Below are 18,450 nucleotides of genomic sequence, written 5' to 3'. Positions count from 1 at the left end.
TGCGGCGCAGACAGGGTATGACGGGACGGCCATCCGGCTTGAGTCATTCCCTGGTTTGCCGGGTTTTGCCCAAATGTTGCGCATAACGCAAAAAACCACTTCCGCACTCCAGAAACACCGTATAGAATGCCGGGTTGAAGTTGAAAGCCCCGGGCGACCCCGTTTTCACTGTAAGGTCGCCCTTTGCTTTTGTGCAAATATGCCGCGAGGATGGCGAAATTGGTAGACGCACCAGGTTTAGGTCCTGACGCCAGCAATGGTGTGGGGGTTCGAGTCCCCCTCCTCGCACCATAAGTACACTTATTTTTATTGGACGATTTTTACAATGGCCACTGCAGTTGAAACCCTGGGCAAACTCGAACGCCGCATGACGATTTCCTTCCCACTGACGGACGTGCGTGCCGAAGTGGAAAAGCGCCTGAAAGTACAGGCTCGCTCCGCACGTGCTCCTGGCTTCCGTCCAGGTAAAGTGCCAATGAAGATGGTTGCCGCACAATACGGCTACCAGATCGAAACCGAAGTGCTGAACGACAAAGTCGGCCGCGCTTTCAACGACGCAGCCAACGAAAACCAACTGCGCGTTGCCGGTTTCCCACGTATCGAGCCAAAACAAGACGCTCCTGAAGGCCAGCTGTCCTTCGACGCTACCTTCGAAGTTTACCCTGAAGTCACCATCGGTGACCTGACTAAGGTTGAGATCGAAACCGTCAAGTCCAACGTGACCGACGCAGAAATCGACAAGACCATCGACATCCTGCGCAAACAGCGCGTGCACTTCCACGTGAAGGGCGAGAAGGGCGAACACGGCGACGGCGGCGAAGCTATCGCTGCAAACGGCGACCGCGTGACCGTGGACTTCGTCGGCTCCATCGACGGCGTTGAGTTCCCAGGCGGCAAAGCTGAAGGCTATCCGTTCGTTCTGGGCGAAGGCCGCATGCTGCCAGAATTCGAAGCCGCTACCGTCGGCCTGAAAGTGGGCGAAGCGAAGACCTTCCCACTGTCCTTCCCAGAGGACTACCACGGCAAGGACGTCGCCGGCAAAACCGCTTCGTTCACCATCACCCTGAAAAACCTGGAATGGGCGCACCTGCCGGAAGTTGACGGCGAGTTCGCTAAATCCCTGGGCGTGGCTGATGGCGACATCGCCAAAATGCGCGAAGACATCAAAGTCAACCTGGAGCGCGAAGTTGCTGGCCGCGTCAAGGCTCGCAATAAAGAATCCGTGATGGAAACCCTGGTGAAGACCGCCGAACTGGACGTTCCACAGTCGCTGGTTTCGCAAGACACCGAGCGCCTGGCTGAAATGACCCGCCAAGACATGGCTCAGCGCGGCATGAACGTAAACGATGTACCATTCCCTCCAGAGCTGTTCAAGGACAAAGCTGAGCGTCGCGTACGCCTGGGCCTGATCCTGTCCAAGCTGGTGGCCGACCAGAACCTGGCAGCTACCCCTGACCAGGTGAAAGCACAGATCGAAGATTTCGCACAAAGCTACGAAGATCCACGTGAAGTACTGAAGTACTACTACTCCGATCGTCGTCGCCTGGCTGAAGTCGAAGCTCTTGTATTGGAAGAAAACGTCGTTACTTACGTCCTGGGCCTGTGCAAGAACGTCTCGAAAGAAGTTCCTTTCGACGAACTCATGGGAAGCGTACAAGCTTAATAGCTTGACAATATTCGACGCCGGCCCCGAGCCGGCGTTGTTTTCACAAGGAATTGGAATGAATCGTAATCCCGCACTCGATACGGAAATGCTCGGCCTGGTGCCGATGGTGATCGAACAAAGCGGCCGCGGTGAGCGCTCGTACGATATCTACTCGCGCCTGCTGAAGGAGCGCGTGATCTTCCTGGTCGGTCCAGTGAATGACCAGATGGCCAACCTGATCGTCGCGCAGCTGTTGTTCCTGGAAAGCGAAAACCCGGACAAGGACATCTCGCTGTACATCAATTCCCCAGGCGGTTCCGTTTCCGCGGGCCTGGCGATCTTCGACACCATGCAGTTCATCAAGCCCGACGTGTCGACCCTGTGCACCGGCATGGCCGCCTCCATGGGCGCTTTCCTGCTGGCAGCTGGCGCCAAAGGCAAGCGTTTCTCCCTGCCGAACAGCCGCATCATGATCCACCAGCCTTCCGGTGGTTCCCAGGGCATGGCTTCCGACATCGAGATCCAGGCGAAAGAGATCCTCTACCTGCGCCACCGCCTGAACAGCATCATGGCAGAGCGCACCGGTCAGTCGATCGAGCAAATTGCCAAGGACACCGACCGTGACCGCTTCATGTCTTCGGACGAGGCAGCGGAATATGGCCTGATCGACAAAGTGTTGACCAGCCGCGCATAAGCGTCCATGCAAGTCGACGCCCGGACGCTACAACGTTCGGGCGTTTTGCATTTATTTCGGGTAGCATGTGGTTGTGCGCAGGATTTCTTGCTTGTGCGCACGGCAAATTTGCACCAAAACTAAAGATTAGTCCCATGTCAGAGAAAAAATCCTCCAGCGGTGAGAAACTCCTTTACTGCTCGTTCTGCGGCAAAAGCCAGCACGAGGTGAAGAAACTGATTGCCGGTCCGTCCGTCTTCATTTGCGACGAGTGCATTGACTTGTGCAATGACATCATCCGCGACGAGACCTCCAGCATCGAATCTGTCACGGGAGCCAAGTCGGACCTGCCAACCCCGCAGGAAATCGCCGACCTGCTGAACCAGTACGTCATCGGCCAGCAGACTGCCAAGCGCATCCTGTCCGTGGCCGTGTACAACCATTACAAGCGCCTGAAGCACCTGGGCAAGAAGGACGACGTCGAGCTGGCCAAGTCCAACATCCTGCTGGTGGGCCCAACCGGCTCCGGCAAGACCCTGCTGGCCCAGACCCTGGCGCGCATGCTGAATGTGCCGTTCGTGATCGCCGACGCAACCACCCTGACCGAAGCCGGTTACGTGGGTGAGGACGTGGAAAACATCATTCAAAAGCTGCTGCAAAGCTGCAACTATGATGTTGAGAAGGCACAGCGCGGCATCGTTTACATCGACGAAATCGATAAGATTTCCCGTAAGTCCGACAATCCATCGATCACCCGCGACGTGTCGGGCGAGGGCGTGCAACAGGCCCTGCTGAAGCTGATCGAGGGCACCATGGCTTCCGTGCCTCCGCAAGGCGGCCGCAAGCACCCGAACCAGGACTTCGTGCAGATCGACACCACGAACATCATGTTCATCTGCGGCGGCGCGTTTGACGGCCTGGCCAAGATCATCTCCAACCGTTCCGAAAAGTCCGGCATCGGCTTCGCGGCGGAAGTGAAGAGCAAGGAACAGCGTTCGAACAGCGACCTGATGATGGAAGCTGAACCGGAGGACCTGATCAAGTTCGGCCTGATTCCTGAACTGGTAGGCCGCTTGCCGGTCGTGGCAACCCTGGCCGAACTGACCGAGGAAGCCCTGATCGAAATCCTGGTTGAGCCAAAGAATGCACTGGTCAAGCAGTATTCGAAACTGCTGGAAATGGAAGGCGCCGAACTGGAAATCCGCCCAGCCGCACTGCACGCTATTGCCCGCAAGGCTTTGGCACGCAAGACCGGCGCCCGCGGCCTGCGTTCCATCCTGGAACATGCGCTGCTGGATATTATGTTCGACCTGCCAAACCAACAGAACGTCACCAAAGTCGTAATTGATGAAAATACGATCACCAGTGGCGCAAAACCCCTCCTGATTTACCAGGAATCCCCAAAGGCAGCAGGGGAAAACTAAATAGGGTTTTGAATCCCTGGGGCAAGGCGTTACAATCGGTCTTAATAACCAAAACGCCGGCTTCAGTCGAAAAGCCACTCGCGATTCAGCGTCGCGCGTGGCTTTTTTTGTTCCAAATTCGGCTTTAGGTCGGCATTTAGTTAGAGTACTACTGCATTTTCTCAAAGCAAATATAATTGCAGCATAGGGCTTGTGAATTGGCCGCTGGGGCTTATATCAGATCCAAGCTTTTAAAATAAGGTACGCCATGACAACTACCAAATTAACTGAGCAAACTCAACTGCCTCTGTTGCCACTGCGTGACGTCGTCGTCTTCCCGCACATGGTAATTCCGTTGTTCGTTGGCCGACCAAAGTCCATCAAGGCGCTCGAAGCTGCCATGGAGCAGGGTAAGAGCATCATGCTGGCAGCACAGAAAGCCGCTGCCAAGGACGAACCTTCGCCTTCGGATATCTATGAAATCGGCTGCGTGGCCAACATCCTGCAGATGTTGAAGCTCCCTGACGGCACCGTAAAGGTGCTGGTCGAAGGCGCACAGCGTGCACGCATCAAAAAGATCACCGATAGCCCAACCCACTTTATCGCCGACCTGATGCCGCTGGAATCGGAGCAGGGCGACGAGTCGGAGATCGAGGCGATGCGCCGCGCGATCGTCCAGCAGTTCGACCAGTACGTCAAACTGAACAAGAAGATCCCGCCTGAGATCCTGGCTTCGCTGTCGGGTATCGACGATGCCGGCCGCCTGGCCGACACCGTGGCTGCCCACCTGCCGCTCAAGCTTGAGCAGAAGCAGGTGATCCTGGAAATCATCGAAGTCTCGAAGCGCCTGGAGCACCTGCTCGGCCAGCTGGAAGGCGAGCTCGATATCCTGCAGGTTGAAAAGCGCATCCGTGGCCGCGTCAAGCGCCAGATGGAGAAGTCGCAGCGCGAGTACTACCTGAACGAACAAGTCAAAGCCATCCAGAAGGAACTGGGCGAGGGCGAAGAGGGCGCCGATATCGACGAACTCGAGAAGAAAGTCGTCTCCGCCAAGATGCCGAAGGAAGCGCTGGAAAAGGCCCAGGCCGAGCTGAAGAAACTGAAGCTGATGTCGCCGATGTCGGCCGAGGCTACCGTGGTGCGCAACTATATCGACACCCTGGTCTCGCTGCCATGGAAGAAAAAATCCAAGGTCAACAACGACCTGGCCAACGCCGAGAAAGTGCTCGACCACGACCACTACGGCCTGGAAAAAATCAAGGAACGCATCGTCGAGTACCTGGCGGTCCAGCAACGCGTGGACAAGCTGAAGGCCCCGATCCTGTGCTTCGTTGGTCCTCCTGGTGTTGGTAAGACCTCGCTGGGCCAGTCGATCGCCAAAGCCACCAACCGCAAATACGTGCGCATGGCGCTGGGTGGTGTGCGCGACGAAGCCGAGATCCGCGGCCACCGTCGTACCTACATCGGCTCCATGCCGGGCAAGGTGCTGCAATCGCTGTCGAAAGTCGGCGTGCGCAACCCGCTGTTCCTGCTGGACGAGATCGACAAGATGGGCGCGGACTTCCGCGGCGATCCTTCGTCGGCCCTGCTGGAGGTGCTGGATCCTGAACAGAACCACACCTTCTCGGACCACTATATCGAAGTCGACTTCGACCTGTCCGACGTGATGTTTGTTGCGACCTCGAACTCGTACAACATCCCGCCGGCACTGCTGGACCGCATGGAAGTGATCCGCCTGTCCGGCTACACGGAAGACGAGAAGACCAACATCTCCTTGCGCTACCTGTTGCCTAAGCAGGTGAAGAACAATGGCCTGAAGGAAGAGGAAATCTCCGTCAGCGAAGGCGCGGTGCGCGACATCATCCGCTACTACACCCGTGAAGCGGGCGTGCGTTCGCTGGAACGTGAAATCTCCAAGATCTGCCGCAAGGTCGTGAAGATGCTGCTGCTGAAGAAGTCGGACAAGAAGGTCACTGTCACGCCGAAAAACCTGGACAAGTTCCTGGGTGTTCGCCGCTATGACTTTGGCGTGGCCGAGAAAACCAACCAGGTTGGCCAGGTGGTCGGCCTGGCATGGACCGAGGTGGGCGGCGACCTGCTGACCATCGAATCGGTCAGCATGCCTGGCAAGGGCAACGTCATCCGCACCGGTACGCTGGGCGATGTGATGAAGGAATCGATCGAAGCCGCCCGCACCGTGGTGCGCAGCCGTGCCGCACGCCTGGGCATCAAGAACGAGGCCTTTGAGAAGAAGGACATCCACATCCACGTGCCTGAAGGCGCAACGCCAAAAGACGGTCCATCGGCAGGTATTGCGATGACCACGGCGATGGTGTCGACCTTCACCGGCATTCCAGTCCGTGCGGACGTGGCGATGACCGGCGAGATCACCTTGCGCGGCGAAGTGCTGCCGATCGGCGGCCTGAAAGAGAAGCTGCTGGCAGCGCATCGCGGCGGCATCAAGACCGTGCTGATTCCTGAGCAGAACGTGAAGGACCTGGCCGAGATTCCGGACAATGTGAAGAACAAGCTGGAGATTGTGCCGGTACGCTGGATCGACAAAGTGCTGGAAGTCGCGCTGGAGCGCCAGCCGGAACCAATCGTCGAGCCAGTGGCTCCGGTGGAAGTGCCGGCAGTCGCAGCAGCCGATGGGAGCAGTGAAGTAGTTAAACACTGAGCTGAAAATCAGTAGAAAAGGGCGCCAGAAATGGCGCCCTTTTTGTTTTTACCCTTGACACAAAGCAACCCGCCCCTGTTTAATACGGCCCTGAGATTTTTATGCAAACAAAACGCAGCATAAAAAACCGTATAAACGATATAAACCTTTGTGACGGGGACTGTAATGAACAAGACCGAACTGATCGACCACATCGCGACTTCCGCTGACATTTCTAAGGCCGCTGCAGCACGCGCCCTGGATGCAGTGATCGATGGCGTAACCACCACCCTGGCCAAGAACGACAGCGTCACCCTGGTTGGCTTTGGCACCTTCTCCGTAAGCGAGCGCGCAGCCCGTACCGGCCGCAATCCGCGCACCAAAGAAGAGATCAAAATCGACGCAGCTAAAGTTCCAAAATTTAAAGCTGGTAAAGCTTTGAAAGACGCTGTACAATAATGGCCTTCGGTAAGCAGTGATGCTTACCGGGCAGTTTAAGCGGGCGCTTAGCTCAGTTGGTAGAGCGGATCCCTTACAAGGATTAGGTCGGGAGTTCGAGCCTCTCAGCGCCCACCAAAGCTTAAACAAAACGTAGTACCTGTGTTGTGAATGCTGGAGCGGTAGTTCAGTTGGTTAGAATACCGGCCTGTCACGCCGGGGGTCGCGGGTTCGAGCCCCGTCCGCTCCGCCAGCAAACACACACGATCACTACCTGGAGCGGTAGTTCAGTTGGTTAGAATACCGGCCTGTCACGCCGGGGGTCGCGGGTTCGAGCCCCGTCCGCTCCGCCAGAATCCCGAGAAAGCCCCACAAGTCCTCAAGACGGTGGGGCTTTTTCATTTGCTATTGGAGCAACTGCCCTGTAAAATCGCGCGAGCAGTTTTAAAGCCTCCACTCTAGGAAAACAATAGCTGACATGTTTGATTTCGTACGTACCCATCAAAAGCTGATGCAGATTATCCTGGCGCTCCTGATTGTGCCGTCCTTTGTGCTGGTCGGCGTCAGCGGCGTTAAGCTGTTCGGCGAAGACGCGAATACCATCGCTAAAGTGGATGGCCATCCGCTTACGCAGCAAGAATGGGAAAACGCACAGCGTAACCAACTGGACCGCATGCGCCAGCAAATGGGCAAGCAGTTCGACCAGAAACTGTTCGATACCCCAGAGTTCAAACAGAACATCCTGGACCAGCTGATCGCCCAGCGCGCAATGAGCGCTGAAATCCGCAATGCCCACCTGACCGTGAGCGAAGAAAACGTCTCGAACGCGATCGCGACCCAACTGCCTTTGTTCAAGGCTGATGGCAAATACGACACCGAGCAATACAACCAGCTCCTGGCGGCACAAGGTTTGAGCGTGGGCATGCATCGCGAACAGGTGCGCAACGAAGCGGTGCTGAACCAGGTTTCGGCCGGCATCGAGCAGAGCGCTTTTGTTCCGCGTACCGTGTCCAAGTCCATTTCCGATTTCGGTTCGCAGGAACGCGAAGTCCAGGAACTCGCATTGCCGGTATCGAAGTTCCTGGCGGAGGTGAAGGTCACCGATGAAATGGTGAAGGCGTTCTACGACAAGAACGCCAAGCTGTTCGAGATCCCGGAATCGACCAAGATCGAATACGTTGTGCTGAATGCTGACGCCATCGCGTCGCAGGCCGCCGTTAGCGACCAGGAAGTTGCGGACTATTACAAGGGCAATACCAGCCGCTTCACTGAGTCGGAATCCCGCCGTTCTTCGCACATCCTGATCCTGGGTGAAAAAGACAAAGCAGCCGCCAAGGTGAAGGCCGAAGCAGTGCTGGCTGAAGTCCGCAAGAACCCTGCCGATTTCGCGAAGATCGCCAAGGCCAAATCCGAAGATCCTGGCTCGTCCGACAAGGGCGGTGACCTGGGCATCCTGCAGAAGGGCGCCTTCGTGAAGCCAGTGGAAGAAGCAATCCTGAAGCTGAAGCAGGGCGAGATCAGCGGCCTGGTGGAATCCGATTACGGCTACCACATCATCACCGTGACCGAACTGAAGCCGACCCACGTAAAAGCGCTGGACGAAGTGAAGGGCGATATCGCTGCTGAAATCAAGAAGCAGAAGGCCGGTAAGCTGTACTCCGACATGTCCGGTGACTTCACCGACCTGGTGTACACCCAGTACGAGAGCCTGAAACCAGCCGCCGACAAACTGAAGCTGAAGATCGAAACCGTTGAAGGCATTGGCCGCCAGCCTAACCCGATCCTGGGCACCGCGCCATTCAACAACGCCAAGTTCCTGACCGCTCTGTTCACGGACGATGTGCTGAAGAACAAGCGCAATACCGAAGCCGTTGAAGTCGCACCGCAAACCCTGGTTGCCGGCCGTGTCGTGGAATTCAAGCCTGCCTCCCGTAAGCCGCTGGCTGAAGTGGAAGCTGCAATCAAACAACGCGTAGCGGTTGAAGAAGCCGTGAAAGCCGCCAAGAAAGCCGGCGAAGAGAAGCTGGCCGCAGCCAAGAAAACTGGCGACGCTGAAGGTTTCGGCGAAGTGAAAACCATTTCCCGCGCAAAGGCTGAAGGCATCGCTCCGGCAGCAGTAGCCGACGTGATGAAGGCTGACGTATCGAAACTGCCAGCCTACGTTGGCGTTGAGATCCCGGGCCAGGGCTACGGTGTCTACCGCATCGGTAAAGTAGGCCAGCCGGCTGAAGTGAATAAAGATCGCCGCGAGCAGGAAGCCCAGCGCATCAACCAGATGGTCGCCCAGCAGGAAATGAACGGCTACATCGACGCGCTGAAGCAGAAAGCCAAAGTGAAGATCCTGCGCCCAGTCGCTTCGATCAAGAAGCAGGCAGAATAAGGGCTAAAAGCTCAAACAAAAACCGGTGTCCGTGAGAGCGGACACCGGTTTTTTTATGCGCCGTGCAGCTTGCGCGCAGCCGCGACGAAGGACTCGGGAGAAATATCAGGCAGTGCCACTTCAACGGCTTTATCAAATTGCAGGAAATTGCGGTGAATCGACTTGAGATAGGCCGGATCATAATGATCCACCAGCAGTTCATCGACCAGCTCCGGCATTTCACCGGCCGTCGCCATCGCCTGCCAGCGCTCGATCCTTTCGCGGCCATGCAGCTGCACCAGGAATTCCAGCTGCGCATTCAGCGCCGGCGCATTGCACGCAAAATGCTGGTAATCCTCAATCAGCAGCTTGACCCGATCCGCACGCGAAACCTGCATCGCAACGCATGGCGAAGCCCGCATGCGCTCCATCAGCGCGCCTGGCACACGCAGGCTGCCGACCTTGCGGCTCTCTGATTCCACAAACACCGGCAGCTTGGGATCAAAACGTCGCAAACGGTCCCAGATCGATGTCTCAAAAGCTTTCTGCGAAGGCTGCGGTTGGCAAGGAATGTTACCCAGCACCGAGCCACGGTGTGCGGCTAGCTGCTCCAGGTCGAGGATCTGGGCGCCAACAGCTTCAAGGGTATCGAGCAAGCGCGTTTTGCCGCTGCCCGTTGTGCCGCATATGACGCGGAAATCCAGTTCAGGCGTCCTTTCCAGGTCCGTATTGATCGCTGCGCGGAAGGCTTTGTAGCCGCCATCCAGCTGCACCACAGGCCAGCCGATCTTGGCCAGCACAGTCGCCATTGAGCCGCTGCGGTTGCCGCCGCGCCAGCAATAGACTAGCGGCTTCCATTCCTTCGGCTTGTCCAGCCAAAGCGTCTCGATGTGGTAGCCGATATTTTTCGACACCATCGCCGCACCGACCTTCTTCGCCTCGAAAGAGCCGACTTGCTTGTACATGGTGCCGACGGTGATGCGCTGTTCGTCGTCCAGAACCGGGCAGTTGATTGCGTTCGGCAGGTGGTCCAGTGCATATTCCGAAGGGCTGCGCGCGTCGATGATGGTGTCGAATTCGTCCAGGCGTGACAGGACGTCTTCGATTGGCAGTATTTGTGGGAACTTCATTTTGTTTTCAATATTGTCTGGAGATGGGGCCAGATATTGCCCAGGATAATAGGGTGCGCTTGCGCCAGTGGATGCAGGCGATCTGGCTGGAATAGTTCTGGTTTTTGTGCCACGCCATCGAGCATGAAAGGCGTCAGCGGCACATTTTCATCCTTGCTCAAAATGGCGTACATCGCGAAGAATTTCTCCGCATAGTCGCGGCCATAGTTTGGCGGCATGCGCATGCCGACCAGGAGCACACTGGCGCCAGCCTTGCGCGAGGCTTCGACCATGCTGCGCAAGTTGGCTTCTGTGGCTGCCACCGGCAGGCCGCGCAGGCCGTCGTTGGCGCCCAATTCAATGATCACGATATCCGGCTTGTGTTTGCTCAGCAGTGTTGGCAGGCGGGTGCGGCCACCGCTGGTGGTTTCGCCGCTGACGCTCGCGTTGACCACGCTGGCCGTGATTTTTTCGTCCTTAAGCCGCTGGTCGAGCAGGGCGACCCAGCCAGTGCCCCGCGAAATGCCATATTCTGCCGACAGGCTGTCACCCACCACAAGGACGGTTTTTGATGCAGAATAGGCGTTTGTGGCGGCGCTGAACATCAGGATCAGCACCGCGAAGCAGCGGACTATATTTTTGAACATGACCATGCGTGATATTCCTCAATCTGCCAGGCAGCTGGCGCAAGCGGCGATTACCGTCGCCGGCCTTGGTAAGCGGGTGGCCGACGCCAGTGGCGAACTGACCATCCTGCATGGGGTGGATTTTACCGTGCAAAAGGCTGAAACGCTTGCCATTGTAGGGGCCTCCGGTTCCGGTAAATCGACCTTGCTCGGACTGCTGGCTGGCCTCGATACGCCAACCGAGGGCAAGGTGGTGCTGGACGGCGTCGATATTTTCGCCTTGGACGAGGATGGCCGTGCCGCCCTGCGCAAGGAAAAGCTGGGCTTTGTGTTTCAGTCCTTCCAGCTGCTGCCGCATTTGACGGCAGTCGAAAACGTCATGCTGCCGCTGGAACTGGCCGGCGACGGCGCGGCGCGTGAAAAGGCCGAGGCCATGCTGGGCCGCGTGGGCCTGTCCAGCCGCTTGAAACACTATCCAAAATTCCTGTCCGGCGGCGAACAGCAGCGTGTTGCGCTGGCACGTGCTTTCGTGACGCAGCCGCCATTGCTGCTTGCCGACGAACCCACCGGCAGCCTCGATGCGGCAACGGGCGAGTCGGTCATTCAGCTGATGTTCGAACTCAATCGCGAACACGGTTCCACCTTGGTGCTGGTGACCCACGATGCGCATATTGCGGCCCGCTGCGGTCGTGTCATCACTATCGCAGCAGGGCGGATCGTCTAACTTCCGTGGTGCATTGCCAGGCGGTTGACAGCTGTGCGTATCGCCGGAATCAATTCGCTTGCCGTAATGCCGATAGGCCCAGCGCCTTCGCTGACAAGCACGTCGGCCGCCATGCCATGGAGCCAGACGCCAGCCAGCGCTGCTTCCCACTCGGGCCAGCCCTGTGCAAGCAGGCTGCCGCATAGCCCCGAAAGGACATCGCCGGTGCCCGCAGTGGCCAGGGCGGGATTGCCGGTATTATTGATGACAATCCCGCCGTCGCGCGCGGCGATGACGGTTCCCGACCCCTTCAGCACCACGGTTGCGGACAGCTTGGCCGCAAGCGCACGCGCGACAGCCGGGCGGTCCGCCTGTACCAGCGCGGTGTTGATGCCAAGCAGGCGCGCCGCTTCAAGCGGATGGGGCGTCAGGATGCAGGGGGCGCCGCGCTGGGCGAGCTGATTTTGCAGTGCTTCTGAGCCAGCGACGAGGTTGAGCGCATCAGCATCCAGCACGACCGGGCTGTGGCTATGCAGTGCGCTGGCGAGCATTTCCGCGCCGGCCGCCGTGCCGCCCATGCCGGGACCAATCACTAGGATTGCGCTGTTGAAGTCATATTCCTGCGCACTGCGGCACATCAGCTCCGGCTGCGCCGGATCGAAGGCCGGTGGCTCGCCGACAAAACACGCATAAACCCGCCCGGCGCCTGCGTTTAGCGCAGAGCGCGCCGCAAGGATAGGGGCGCCGGCCATGCCACGAGCCCCGCCCACGACTGCCACGCTGCCATTGCTCCCTTTATGTGAGCTATGCCGGCGCCGGCGTGCGCACTGCGCAAACAGCGAGACATCGTTCAGCCTTGCATGTGCCGGCGGGAACAGGCCGCTGTCGATATCGAGGCTTCTGGCGATGACGATACCCGCGTGGTCGCGGCCTTCGGCGGTGTGAAGTCCCGGTTTGTCGCCGATGAAGGTGACCGTGTGCGTTGCGCGCAAAACTGCGCCAGCATCGCCGCCGACCACGGCGCCGGTGTCCGCATCCAGCCCGCTTGGCACATCCAGGGCGATGACCTGGCATCGCAGATGGTTGATGGCAGTGACCAGTGCTGCGAGCCCGCCGGTGATGGGGCGTGTGAGCCCGATGCCGAAGAGTCCATCGACAACCAATGTCCATTCGGTGCTGCTTACAGCTGCTTGCGCATCAGCAGCATCAGCAACCGTGATCAGGCGGGCAGGGGAGTTTTGCGCCCTTTGGAGTGCGGCCACGCGCTCGCCGGCTGGGGCGGCAGTGGGCGCGAAGTGCAGCACGGTGACAAGGGCGCCTGCCTGGGCAAGGTGGGCCGCGGTTTCGAGTGCGTCGCCACCGTTATTGCCAGGGCCCGCAAGGACCAGCACACGGGCGCGGCTCGTCGTAAAAGGCAGCAGGTCGAGGGCCTCGTTGGCGCCAGCCTGGCCGGCGCGCTGCATCAGTGCTCCCTCGGGCAAACTCTGTGCCGCGGCGTGCTCGATGTTGCGTATTTCCGCAACCGTAAAGAGGGGCGTCATGATGGCCATTCTAGCACTACAATATCTGCTTCACGACGAGAGCGAGGCAGCGCAATGGACTGGCAATTCTGGATCGACCGTGGCGGCACTTTTACCGATATTGTGGCGCGCCGCCCCGACGGCAGCCTGACAACGCATAAGCTGCTGTCGGAAAGTCCCGAACACTATCGTGATGCCGCCGTGGCCGGGATTCGGCACCTGCTGGGCGTCGCTGCCGGCGGCCCGATTCCGGTTGCGCAAGTCGATGCCGTCAAAATGGGCACCACCGTCGCCACCAACGCCCTGCTTGAACGAAAGGGCGAACCAACGGTGTTGGCGATAACGCGCGGTTTTCGCGATGCGCTGCGCATCGCCTACCAGAACCGCCCACGCCTGTTCGACCGGCATATCGTGCTGCCCGAGCTGCTCTACCGCCATGTCGTCGAGATTGACGAGCGTATCGGCGCTCATGGTGAAATCGTTCAGGCGCTTGATGCGGAAGATGCGCGCGCTGGCCTTCAAGCGCGGTACGACCAGGGATTGCGTTCAATCGCCATTGTGCTGATGCACGGCTACCGCTATACCGCACACGAAGCTGCGCTTGCCCTCATTGCGCGCGAAATCGGCTACACGCAAGTATCCGTCTCGCACGAGGTTAGCCCGATGATGAAACTGGTCGCGCGCGGCGATACGACCGTGGTCGATGCTTACCTGTCGCCTATCCTGCGCCGCTATGTCGACCAGGTGGCGGGCGAATTGCCGGGCGTGAACCTGCAATTCATGCAGTCCAGCGGCGGCCTGACCGATGCGCGCACCTTCCAGGGCAAGGATTCGATCCTGAGCGGCCCGGCGGGCGGCATCGTCGGCATGGTGCGCGCCAGCCGCGCGGCGGGCTTTGAGAAGATCATCGGCTTCGATATGGGTGGTACCTCGACCGATGTTTCGCACTTCTCGGGTGAGTTCGAAAGAGTGTTCGAGACCCAGGTTGCAGGTGTGCGCATGCGCGCGCCGATGATGAGCATTCACACGGTGGCTGCCGGTGGCGGTTCGATCCTGCATTTCGACGGCAGCCGCTTCCGTGTGGGGCCGGACAGTGCGGGCGCCGATCCCGGCCCGGCCAGCTATCGCCGCGGCGGACCGTTGGCTGTCACCGATTGCAACGTCATGCTGGGCAAGATCCAGCCCGGATTCTTCCCCAAGCTGTTCGGCAGCGACGGCGCGCAAGCGCTCGACGCCGCGACAGTGCAGCAGCAATTCAGCGCCATGGCGGCTGAAATCGAAGCTGCGACTGGCGCGCCATCTTCGCCCGAGCAAGTGGCGGAAGGTTTTATTGAAATCGCCGTCGGCAACATGGCCAACGCGATCAAGCAGATTTCCGTTCAGCGCGGCCACGACGTGACCGAATACGCATTGACCAGCTTTGGCGGCGCGGGCGGCCAGCACGCTTGCCTGGTTGCTGATGCCTTGGGCATGAAAACGGTGTTCATCCATTCCTTGGCCGGCGTGTTGTCGGCATACGGCATGGGCCTGGCGGACCAGACAGCTATGCGCGAAAGTGCCGTCGAAATTCGCCTGGCGCCGCAAGCGCTGGCGACGCTGGAGGCGCGCTTGCTGGAGCTTGGCCGGCATGCAGTGGCGGACTTGCACGCGCAAGCCGTCGCCGATGAACGAATCAGCGTTGTGCGCCGCGCGCACCTGCGTTATGAAGGCACTGATTCGGCGCTGATCGTCCTCTTCGACACCATCGAGAACATGAAGGCCCAGTTCGAGGCCGCTTATCGTAAGCGTTTCTCCTTCCTGATGCCCGCCAAGGCATTGATCGTGGAAGCGGTCTCCGTGGAGGCCATCGGGAAGTCCGACGCGCCGCCAGAAGGTGCTCCGCAACAGGCGCCCCGCCATGCTCCATTGGCGCCGACGCAAACCGTGCGCATGTACAGCGCCGGCCAATGGCACGACACTGGCCTGTTCAAGCGCGATACCACACGCATTGGCGACATTATCAAAGGCCCGGCCATCATCGCCGAAGCCAACGCGACCACAATTGTCGAACCGGGCTGGCAGGCAGAAGTGACCCCGCAAGACCATCTGGTGCTGACGCGTATTGAAGCGCTCACGGCACGCCGCGCCATTGGCACCACGGCCGATCCGGTGATGCTGGAGATCTTCAACAACCTGTTCATGTCGATCGCAGAGCAAATGGGCCTGCGCCTGCAGAATACTGCGTATTCGGTCAACATCAAGGAGCGCCTGGACTTCAGCTGCGCAATCTTCGACGCCGAAGGCAACCTGATCGCCAACGCCCCGCATATGCCGGTGCACCTTGGCTCCATGGGCGAGAGCATCAAAACCGTCATGCGTGAAAACGCCGGCAGCATGCATCCAGGCGACGTTTACATGCTGAACGACCCGTACAACGGTGGCACGCACCTGCCGGATGTCACAGTGATCACGCCAGTGTTCGACGAGGCGGGGCAGGAAATCCTGTTCTACGTTGGCTCGCGCGGCCACCATGCCGATATTGGCGGCAGCACGCCAGGCTCGATGCCGCCCGACTCCCGAACGATCGAGGAAGAAGGCGTCCTGATCAACAATTTCAAGCTGGTCGACGGCGCCGCTGGCAGCCAGTTGCGCGACGCGGAAGCCCGCGCTTTGCTGGCCAGCGCGCGCTACCCGGCGCGCAATCCCGACCAGAACATGGCCGATTTCCGCGCCCAAGTGGCCGCCAACCAGAAAGGCGTGGAAGAACTGCGCAAAATGGTGGCGCATTTCGGCCTGGACGTTGTACGCGCCTACATGGGCCACGTACAAGACAATGCTGAAGAAGCTGTGCGCCGCGTCATCAGCGCCCTGCGTAACGGCAGCTATGAAATCAAGCTTGATAATGGCGCCGTCATCAACGTTGCGGTGCGCGTCAACGCCGCCGAGCGTAGCGCGGAGATCGATTTCAGCGGCACCTCCGGCCAGCTGGATAACAACTTCAACGCACCATCCGCCGTGTGCATGGCGGCGGTACTCTATGTGTTCCGCACCCTGGTCAACGACGATATTCCGCTCAACGCGGGCTGCCTGAAACCGCTGCATGTGATCATTCCACCCGGCTCCATGCTGAACCCGCACTATCCTGCATCGGTGGTGTCGGGCAATGTGGAGACTTCAACCTGCATCACCAATGCGCTGTATGGCGCGCTGGGAGTGCAGGGGGCTTCGCAAGGCACAATGAATAACTTCACCTTCGGGAACGCCAAGTACCAGTATTACGAAACGATCAGCGGCGGCTCGGGTGCTGGAGAAGGGTTCAACGGGACCGATGTCGTACAGACCAATATGACTAACTCGCGTCTTACCGACCCGGAAATCCTGGAATTCCGCTTCCCCGTGCGGCTGGAAAGCTATGAGATCCGCAAAGGTTCCGGCGGCGGAGGCCACTGGCATGGCGGCAATGGCGGTGTGCGCAAGGTGCGCTTCCTGGAGGCGATGACGGCGGCGATCTTGTCCAACAACCGTATTCATGCCCCGTTCGGCATGGCGGGCGGGCAGGCGGGCGCGCTGGGCCGAAACACGGTGCTGCGCGCGGACGGCAGCAGCGAGCAACTGGGCCACATTGGAAAAACCACTATGCAGCCCGGTGATGTGTTCGTAATCGAAACGCCGGGCGGCGGCGGCTTTGGCGCTTAAGCCGTTGTCGAAATACCGTACTTGCGCTGGGTGCCCGAATATTGTTTCATCAGGGCGTCCAGCTCCGGGCTGCCAGCGTCCAGGTTGCGGATGCGGTCGATCAGGGTTGCCGCCTGGTCGCCCAATGGCGCCTCCCATCCCAATTCGTCGAGCTGGCGGAGGATGGCCTGTACCGCGGGATAGAGCACTTTGAGGTTGCCGGGCGTACGGCGCAGCGCCTGGTGCAAGGTCGCCACTGCCGCACGGTGATCGCCCTGGCGCGCCATGGCTTCGGCCTCGGTCACCAATTCCTGCATGACGCCGTCGATTTTCTCACCGACGCCGCGCGCGAGGTCGTGGCGGCCAGCCTTCTCGAACACGCCTACCGCTTCCTCCATCGTGATCGGCTTTTCATTGTCATTCATCATATGCATGACGACATCGGCGGCGTCCTTGTCCAGGCGATGCTTGAGGCAGGAGTTCACCAAGCCGATACGCAGGCTGTTCGACAGGCCGCGCGCCATGCCGACCGCCGTCACGGCATTTGATAATTCGGAGGCCGCTTCCGTCGCATGGCCGGTCACGTCCAGCAGCATGGCGGACGAAATGTGCTTGCAGACCTCCGTGTTGGCACTCGAGCGCAGCGTGCGTTCCATGTCGCGGATTACGCCGGACGCCTGGGTAACATCGCCCTTGCGCACCAATGTGCGCACCAGGTTCACGTGATCTTCGGGATCGCGGAACTCGGAATAGCGGGCCTTGCTCACGACCTGGCGGAAGGCTTTTTCGGCCGCTGTGATGTCGCCTGTGCCATAGGCTACCTCACCCAGGTGGCGCAAGCGCCCGACCATATTGGGCGAGATCGCCACGGCATCTTCCAGGATTTTCTTGGCTTGCTGCGATTGCCCCAACGCCTGGTAGGAACGGGCCAGCAAATCATAGGCACCCATCATATTGGGATTGCTCTCCAACAGGCGTTCCAGGGTCGACATGGCATCGCCATAGCGTTCCAGGCCAAATTGGCAGCGCGCCAATCCCAGTTGCGCCCAGCCCATTGGCCGGCCAATGATCGTGGCCTGGTAGATCAGCTCCGCTTCGCCCAATTCGCCCAGTTCGTAATGCAGTTCGGCGCGCAAACGTGCAAATTCGGTCGCATAGCGCGGATTGTTGCGCTCCGCTTCGTGCGCGGCGGTGATGGCTTCGCGTTGCTGGCCTTGTGCGATCAACTGGTAGATGGGCAAGAACACGGCGCGGCGTTCCACGGCGCGGCCGATACGCAGCATCAGCGCGTCGACAGTGAAGGGCTTCAGCACGTAATCGGTTGGCGTCAGTTCGGCGGCGCCGATCACCTTGGTCTGCACCGCCTCCGAAGTCAGCATGATGAAGATGGTTGATCGGTCGATCAGCTTGTTATGGCGCAGGTCCTCCAGCAACTGCTGGCCATCCTGGCCGCTGTCCTCGCTGCCGCTGCCAAGGTCGTATTCGCACAGGATCACGTCGAAACGCTTGTTGGTCAGCTGGCGGATTGCGGTGCCCGAGCTGACGGCATACTCGATGCGTGTGATCGAGGCCTGGTTCAGCATATTGTGCAGGTTGCCCCGCATGGCCGGGTTGGGGTCGATGATCAGGACCGACAGTTCGCTATACGATTGCATTGACTTCGT

At 59.3% G+C, this 18,450-nt stretch carries 12 protein-coding genes and 4 tRNA genes; 12 read left to right on the top strand and 4 right to left on the bottom strand.

Features of this window, described 5'->3' with window-relative positions; translation table 11 throughout:
• Window positions 1-204 precede the first annotated feature (204 nt).
• From AC1RTP_RS26060 to AC1RTP_RS26015, 10 genes are all read left to right on the top strand, one after another.
• Window positions 205-291 (top strand) — tRNA-Leu (locus AC1RTP_RS26060).
• Between the two features lie 34 nt (window positions 292-325).
• Window positions 326-1,663, top strand: a complete 1,338-nt coding sequence (gene tig / locus AC1RTP_RS26055) for a trigger factor (protein WP_498611550.1) — start codon at window positions 326-328, stop codon at window positions 1,661-1,663.
• Between the two features lie 58 nt (window positions 1,664-1,721).
• A complete protein-coding gene (gene clpP / locus AC1RTP_RS26050; RefSeq protein ID WP_057263569.1) occupies window positions 1,722-2,339 on the top strand; it encodes an ATP-dependent Clp endopeptidase proteolytic subunit ClpP in 618 nt (205 codons plus the stop codon).
• Between the two features lie 134 nt (window positions 2,340-2,473).
• Complete coding sequence (gene clpX, locus AC1RTP_RS26045; protein ID WP_498611549.1) at window positions 2,474-3,742, top strand: ATP-dependent Clp protease ATP-binding subunit ClpX; 1,269 nt, start codon at window positions 2,474-2,476, stop codon at window positions 3,740-3,742.
• Window positions 3,743-3,989: 247 nt separating this feature from the next.
• A complete protein-coding gene (gene lon, locus AC1RTP_RS26040; protein WP_498611548.1) occupies window positions 3,990-6,398 on the top strand; it encodes an endopeptidase La in 2,409 nt (802 codons plus the stop codon).
• Between the two features lie 165 nt (window positions 6,399-6,563).
• Window positions 6,564-6,836: a non-specific DNA-binding protein Hbs gene (locus AC1RTP_RS26035; protein WP_055927923.1), complete on the top strand. Its 273-nt coding sequence runs from the start codon at window positions 6,564-6,566 to the stop codon at window positions 6,834-6,836.
• Between the two features lie 41 nt (window positions 6,837-6,877).
• Window positions 6,878-6,953 (top strand) — tRNA-Val (locus AC1RTP_RS26030).
• 38 nt (window positions 6,954-6,991) lie between these two features.
• Window positions 6,992-7,068: transfer RNA gene (locus AC1RTP_RS26025), tRNA-Asp, on the top strand.
• A 23-nt stretch (window positions 7,069-7,091) separates the two neighbouring features.
• Window positions 7,092-7,168 (top strand) — tRNA-Asp (locus tag AC1RTP_RS26020).
• Between the two features lie 125 nt (window positions 7,169-7,293).
• Window positions 7,294-9,195, top strand: a complete 1,902-nt coding sequence (locus AC1RTP_RS26015; RefSeq protein ID WP_498611547.1) for a SurA N-terminal domain-containing protein — start codon at window positions 7,294-7,296, stop codon at window positions 9,193-9,195.
• 53 nt (window positions 9,196-9,248) lie between these two features.
• On the opposite strand, the gene mnmH is transcribed toward AC1RTP_RS26015, so the two are convergent.
• Entirely contained in the window at window positions 9,249-10,304 is a 1,056-nt protein-coding gene (mnmH, locus tag AC1RTP_RS26010) for a tRNA 2-selenouridine(34) synthase MnmH (RefSeq protein ID WP_498611546.1), read from the bottom strand.
• Entirely contained in the window at window positions 10,301-10,936 is a 636-nt protein-coding gene (locus AC1RTP_RS26005; protein WP_498611545.1) for an arylesterase, read from the bottom strand. Before AC1RTP_RS26005 ends, mnmH begins: the two co-directional genes overlap by 4 nt.
• Between AC1RTP_RS26005 and AC1RTP_RS26000 the strand changes: the two genes are divergently transcribed.
• Window positions 10,935-11,633: an ABC transporter ATP-binding protein gene (locus AC1RTP_RS26000; RefSeq protein WP_498611544.1), complete on the top strand. Its 699-nt coding sequence runs from the start codon at window positions 10,935-10,937 to the stop codon at window positions 11,631-11,633. The two genes, AC1RTP_RS26005 and AC1RTP_RS26000, sit on opposite strands and share 2 nt — an antisense overlap.
• Here AC1RTP_RS26000 and AC1RTP_RS25995 read toward each other — a convergent pair.
• Entirely contained in the window at window positions 11,630-13,153 is a 1,524-nt protein-coding gene (locus tag AC1RTP_RS25995; protein WP_498611543.1) for an NAD(P)H-hydrate dehydratase, read from the bottom strand. The genes AC1RTP_RS26000 and AC1RTP_RS25995 overlap by 4 nt on opposite strands.
• Window positions 13,154-13,207: 54 nt before the next feature.
• Between AC1RTP_RS25995 and AC1RTP_RS25990 the strand changes: the two genes are divergently transcribed.
• Window positions 13,208-16,807: a hydantoinase B/oxoprolinase family protein gene (locus AC1RTP_RS25990; RefSeq protein WP_498611542.1), complete on the top strand. Its 3,600-nt coding sequence runs from the start codon at window positions 13,208-13,210 to the stop codon at window positions 16,805-16,807.
• Here AC1RTP_RS25990 and AC1RTP_RS25985 read toward each other — a convergent pair.
• A complete protein-coding gene (locus tag AC1RTP_RS25985) occupies window positions 16,804-18,441 on the bottom strand; it encodes a tetratricopeptide repeat protein (RefSeq protein WP_498611541.1) in 1,638 nt (545 codons plus the stop codon). The two genes, AC1RTP_RS25990 and AC1RTP_RS25985, sit on opposite strands and share 4 nt — an antisense overlap.
• Window positions 18,442-18,450: the final 9 nt, after the last annotated feature.

This window comes from Pseudoduganella sp. GW821-FHT11H04, from assembly GCF_058807935.1.
The sequence above is the reverse complement of the archived record's forward strand: the minus strand, read 5'-3'. Positions and strand labels throughout refer to the sequence as shown.

Coding starts and splice junctions, on each gene's coding strand:
- AC1RTP_RS26035 (WP_055927923.1), top strand. CDS start 6,564: ATGAACAAGACCGAACTGATCGACCACATCGCGACTTCCGCTGACATT.
- AC1RTP_RS26000 (WP_498611544.1), top strand. CDS start 10,935: ATGCGTGATATTCCTCAATCTGCCAGGCAGCTGGCGCAAGCGGCGATT.
- AC1RTP_RS26015 (WP_498611547.1), top strand. CDS start 7,294: ATGTTTGATTTCGTACGTACCCATCAAAAGCTGATGCAGATTATCCTG.
- AC1RTP_RS26005 (WP_498611545.1), bottom strand. CDS start 10,936: ATGGTCATGTTCAAAAATATAGTCCGCTGCTTCGCGGTGCTGATCCTG.
- AC1RTP_RS25990 (WP_498611542.1), top strand. CDS start 13,208: ATGGACTGGCAATTCTGGATCGACCGTGGCGGCACTTTTACCGATATT.
- clpX (WP_498611549.1), top strand. CDS start 2,474: ATGTCAGAGAAAAAATCCTCCAGCGGTGAGAAACTCCTTTACTGCTCG.
- AC1RTP_RS25995 (WP_498611543.1), bottom strand. CDS start 13,153: ATGACGCCCCTCTTTACGGTTGCGGAAATACGCAACATCGAGCACGCC.
- AC1RTP_RS25985 (WP_498611541.1), bottom strand. CDS start 18,441: ATGCAATCGTATAGCGAACTGTCGGTCCTGATCATCGACCCCAACCCG.
- lon (WP_498611548.1), top strand. CDS start 3,990: ATGACAACTACCAAATTAACTGAGCAAACTCAACTGCCTCTGTTGCCA.
- mnmH (WP_498611546.1), bottom strand. CDS start 10,304: ATGAAGTTCCCACAAATACTGCCAATCGAAGACGTCCTGTCACGCCTG.
- tig (WP_498611550.1), top strand. CDS start 326: ATGGCCACTGCAGTTGAAACCCTGGGCAAACTCGAACGCCGCATGACG.
- clpP (WP_057263569.1), top strand. CDS start 1,722: ATGAATCGTAATCCCGCACTCGATACGGAAATGCTCGGCCTGGTGCCG.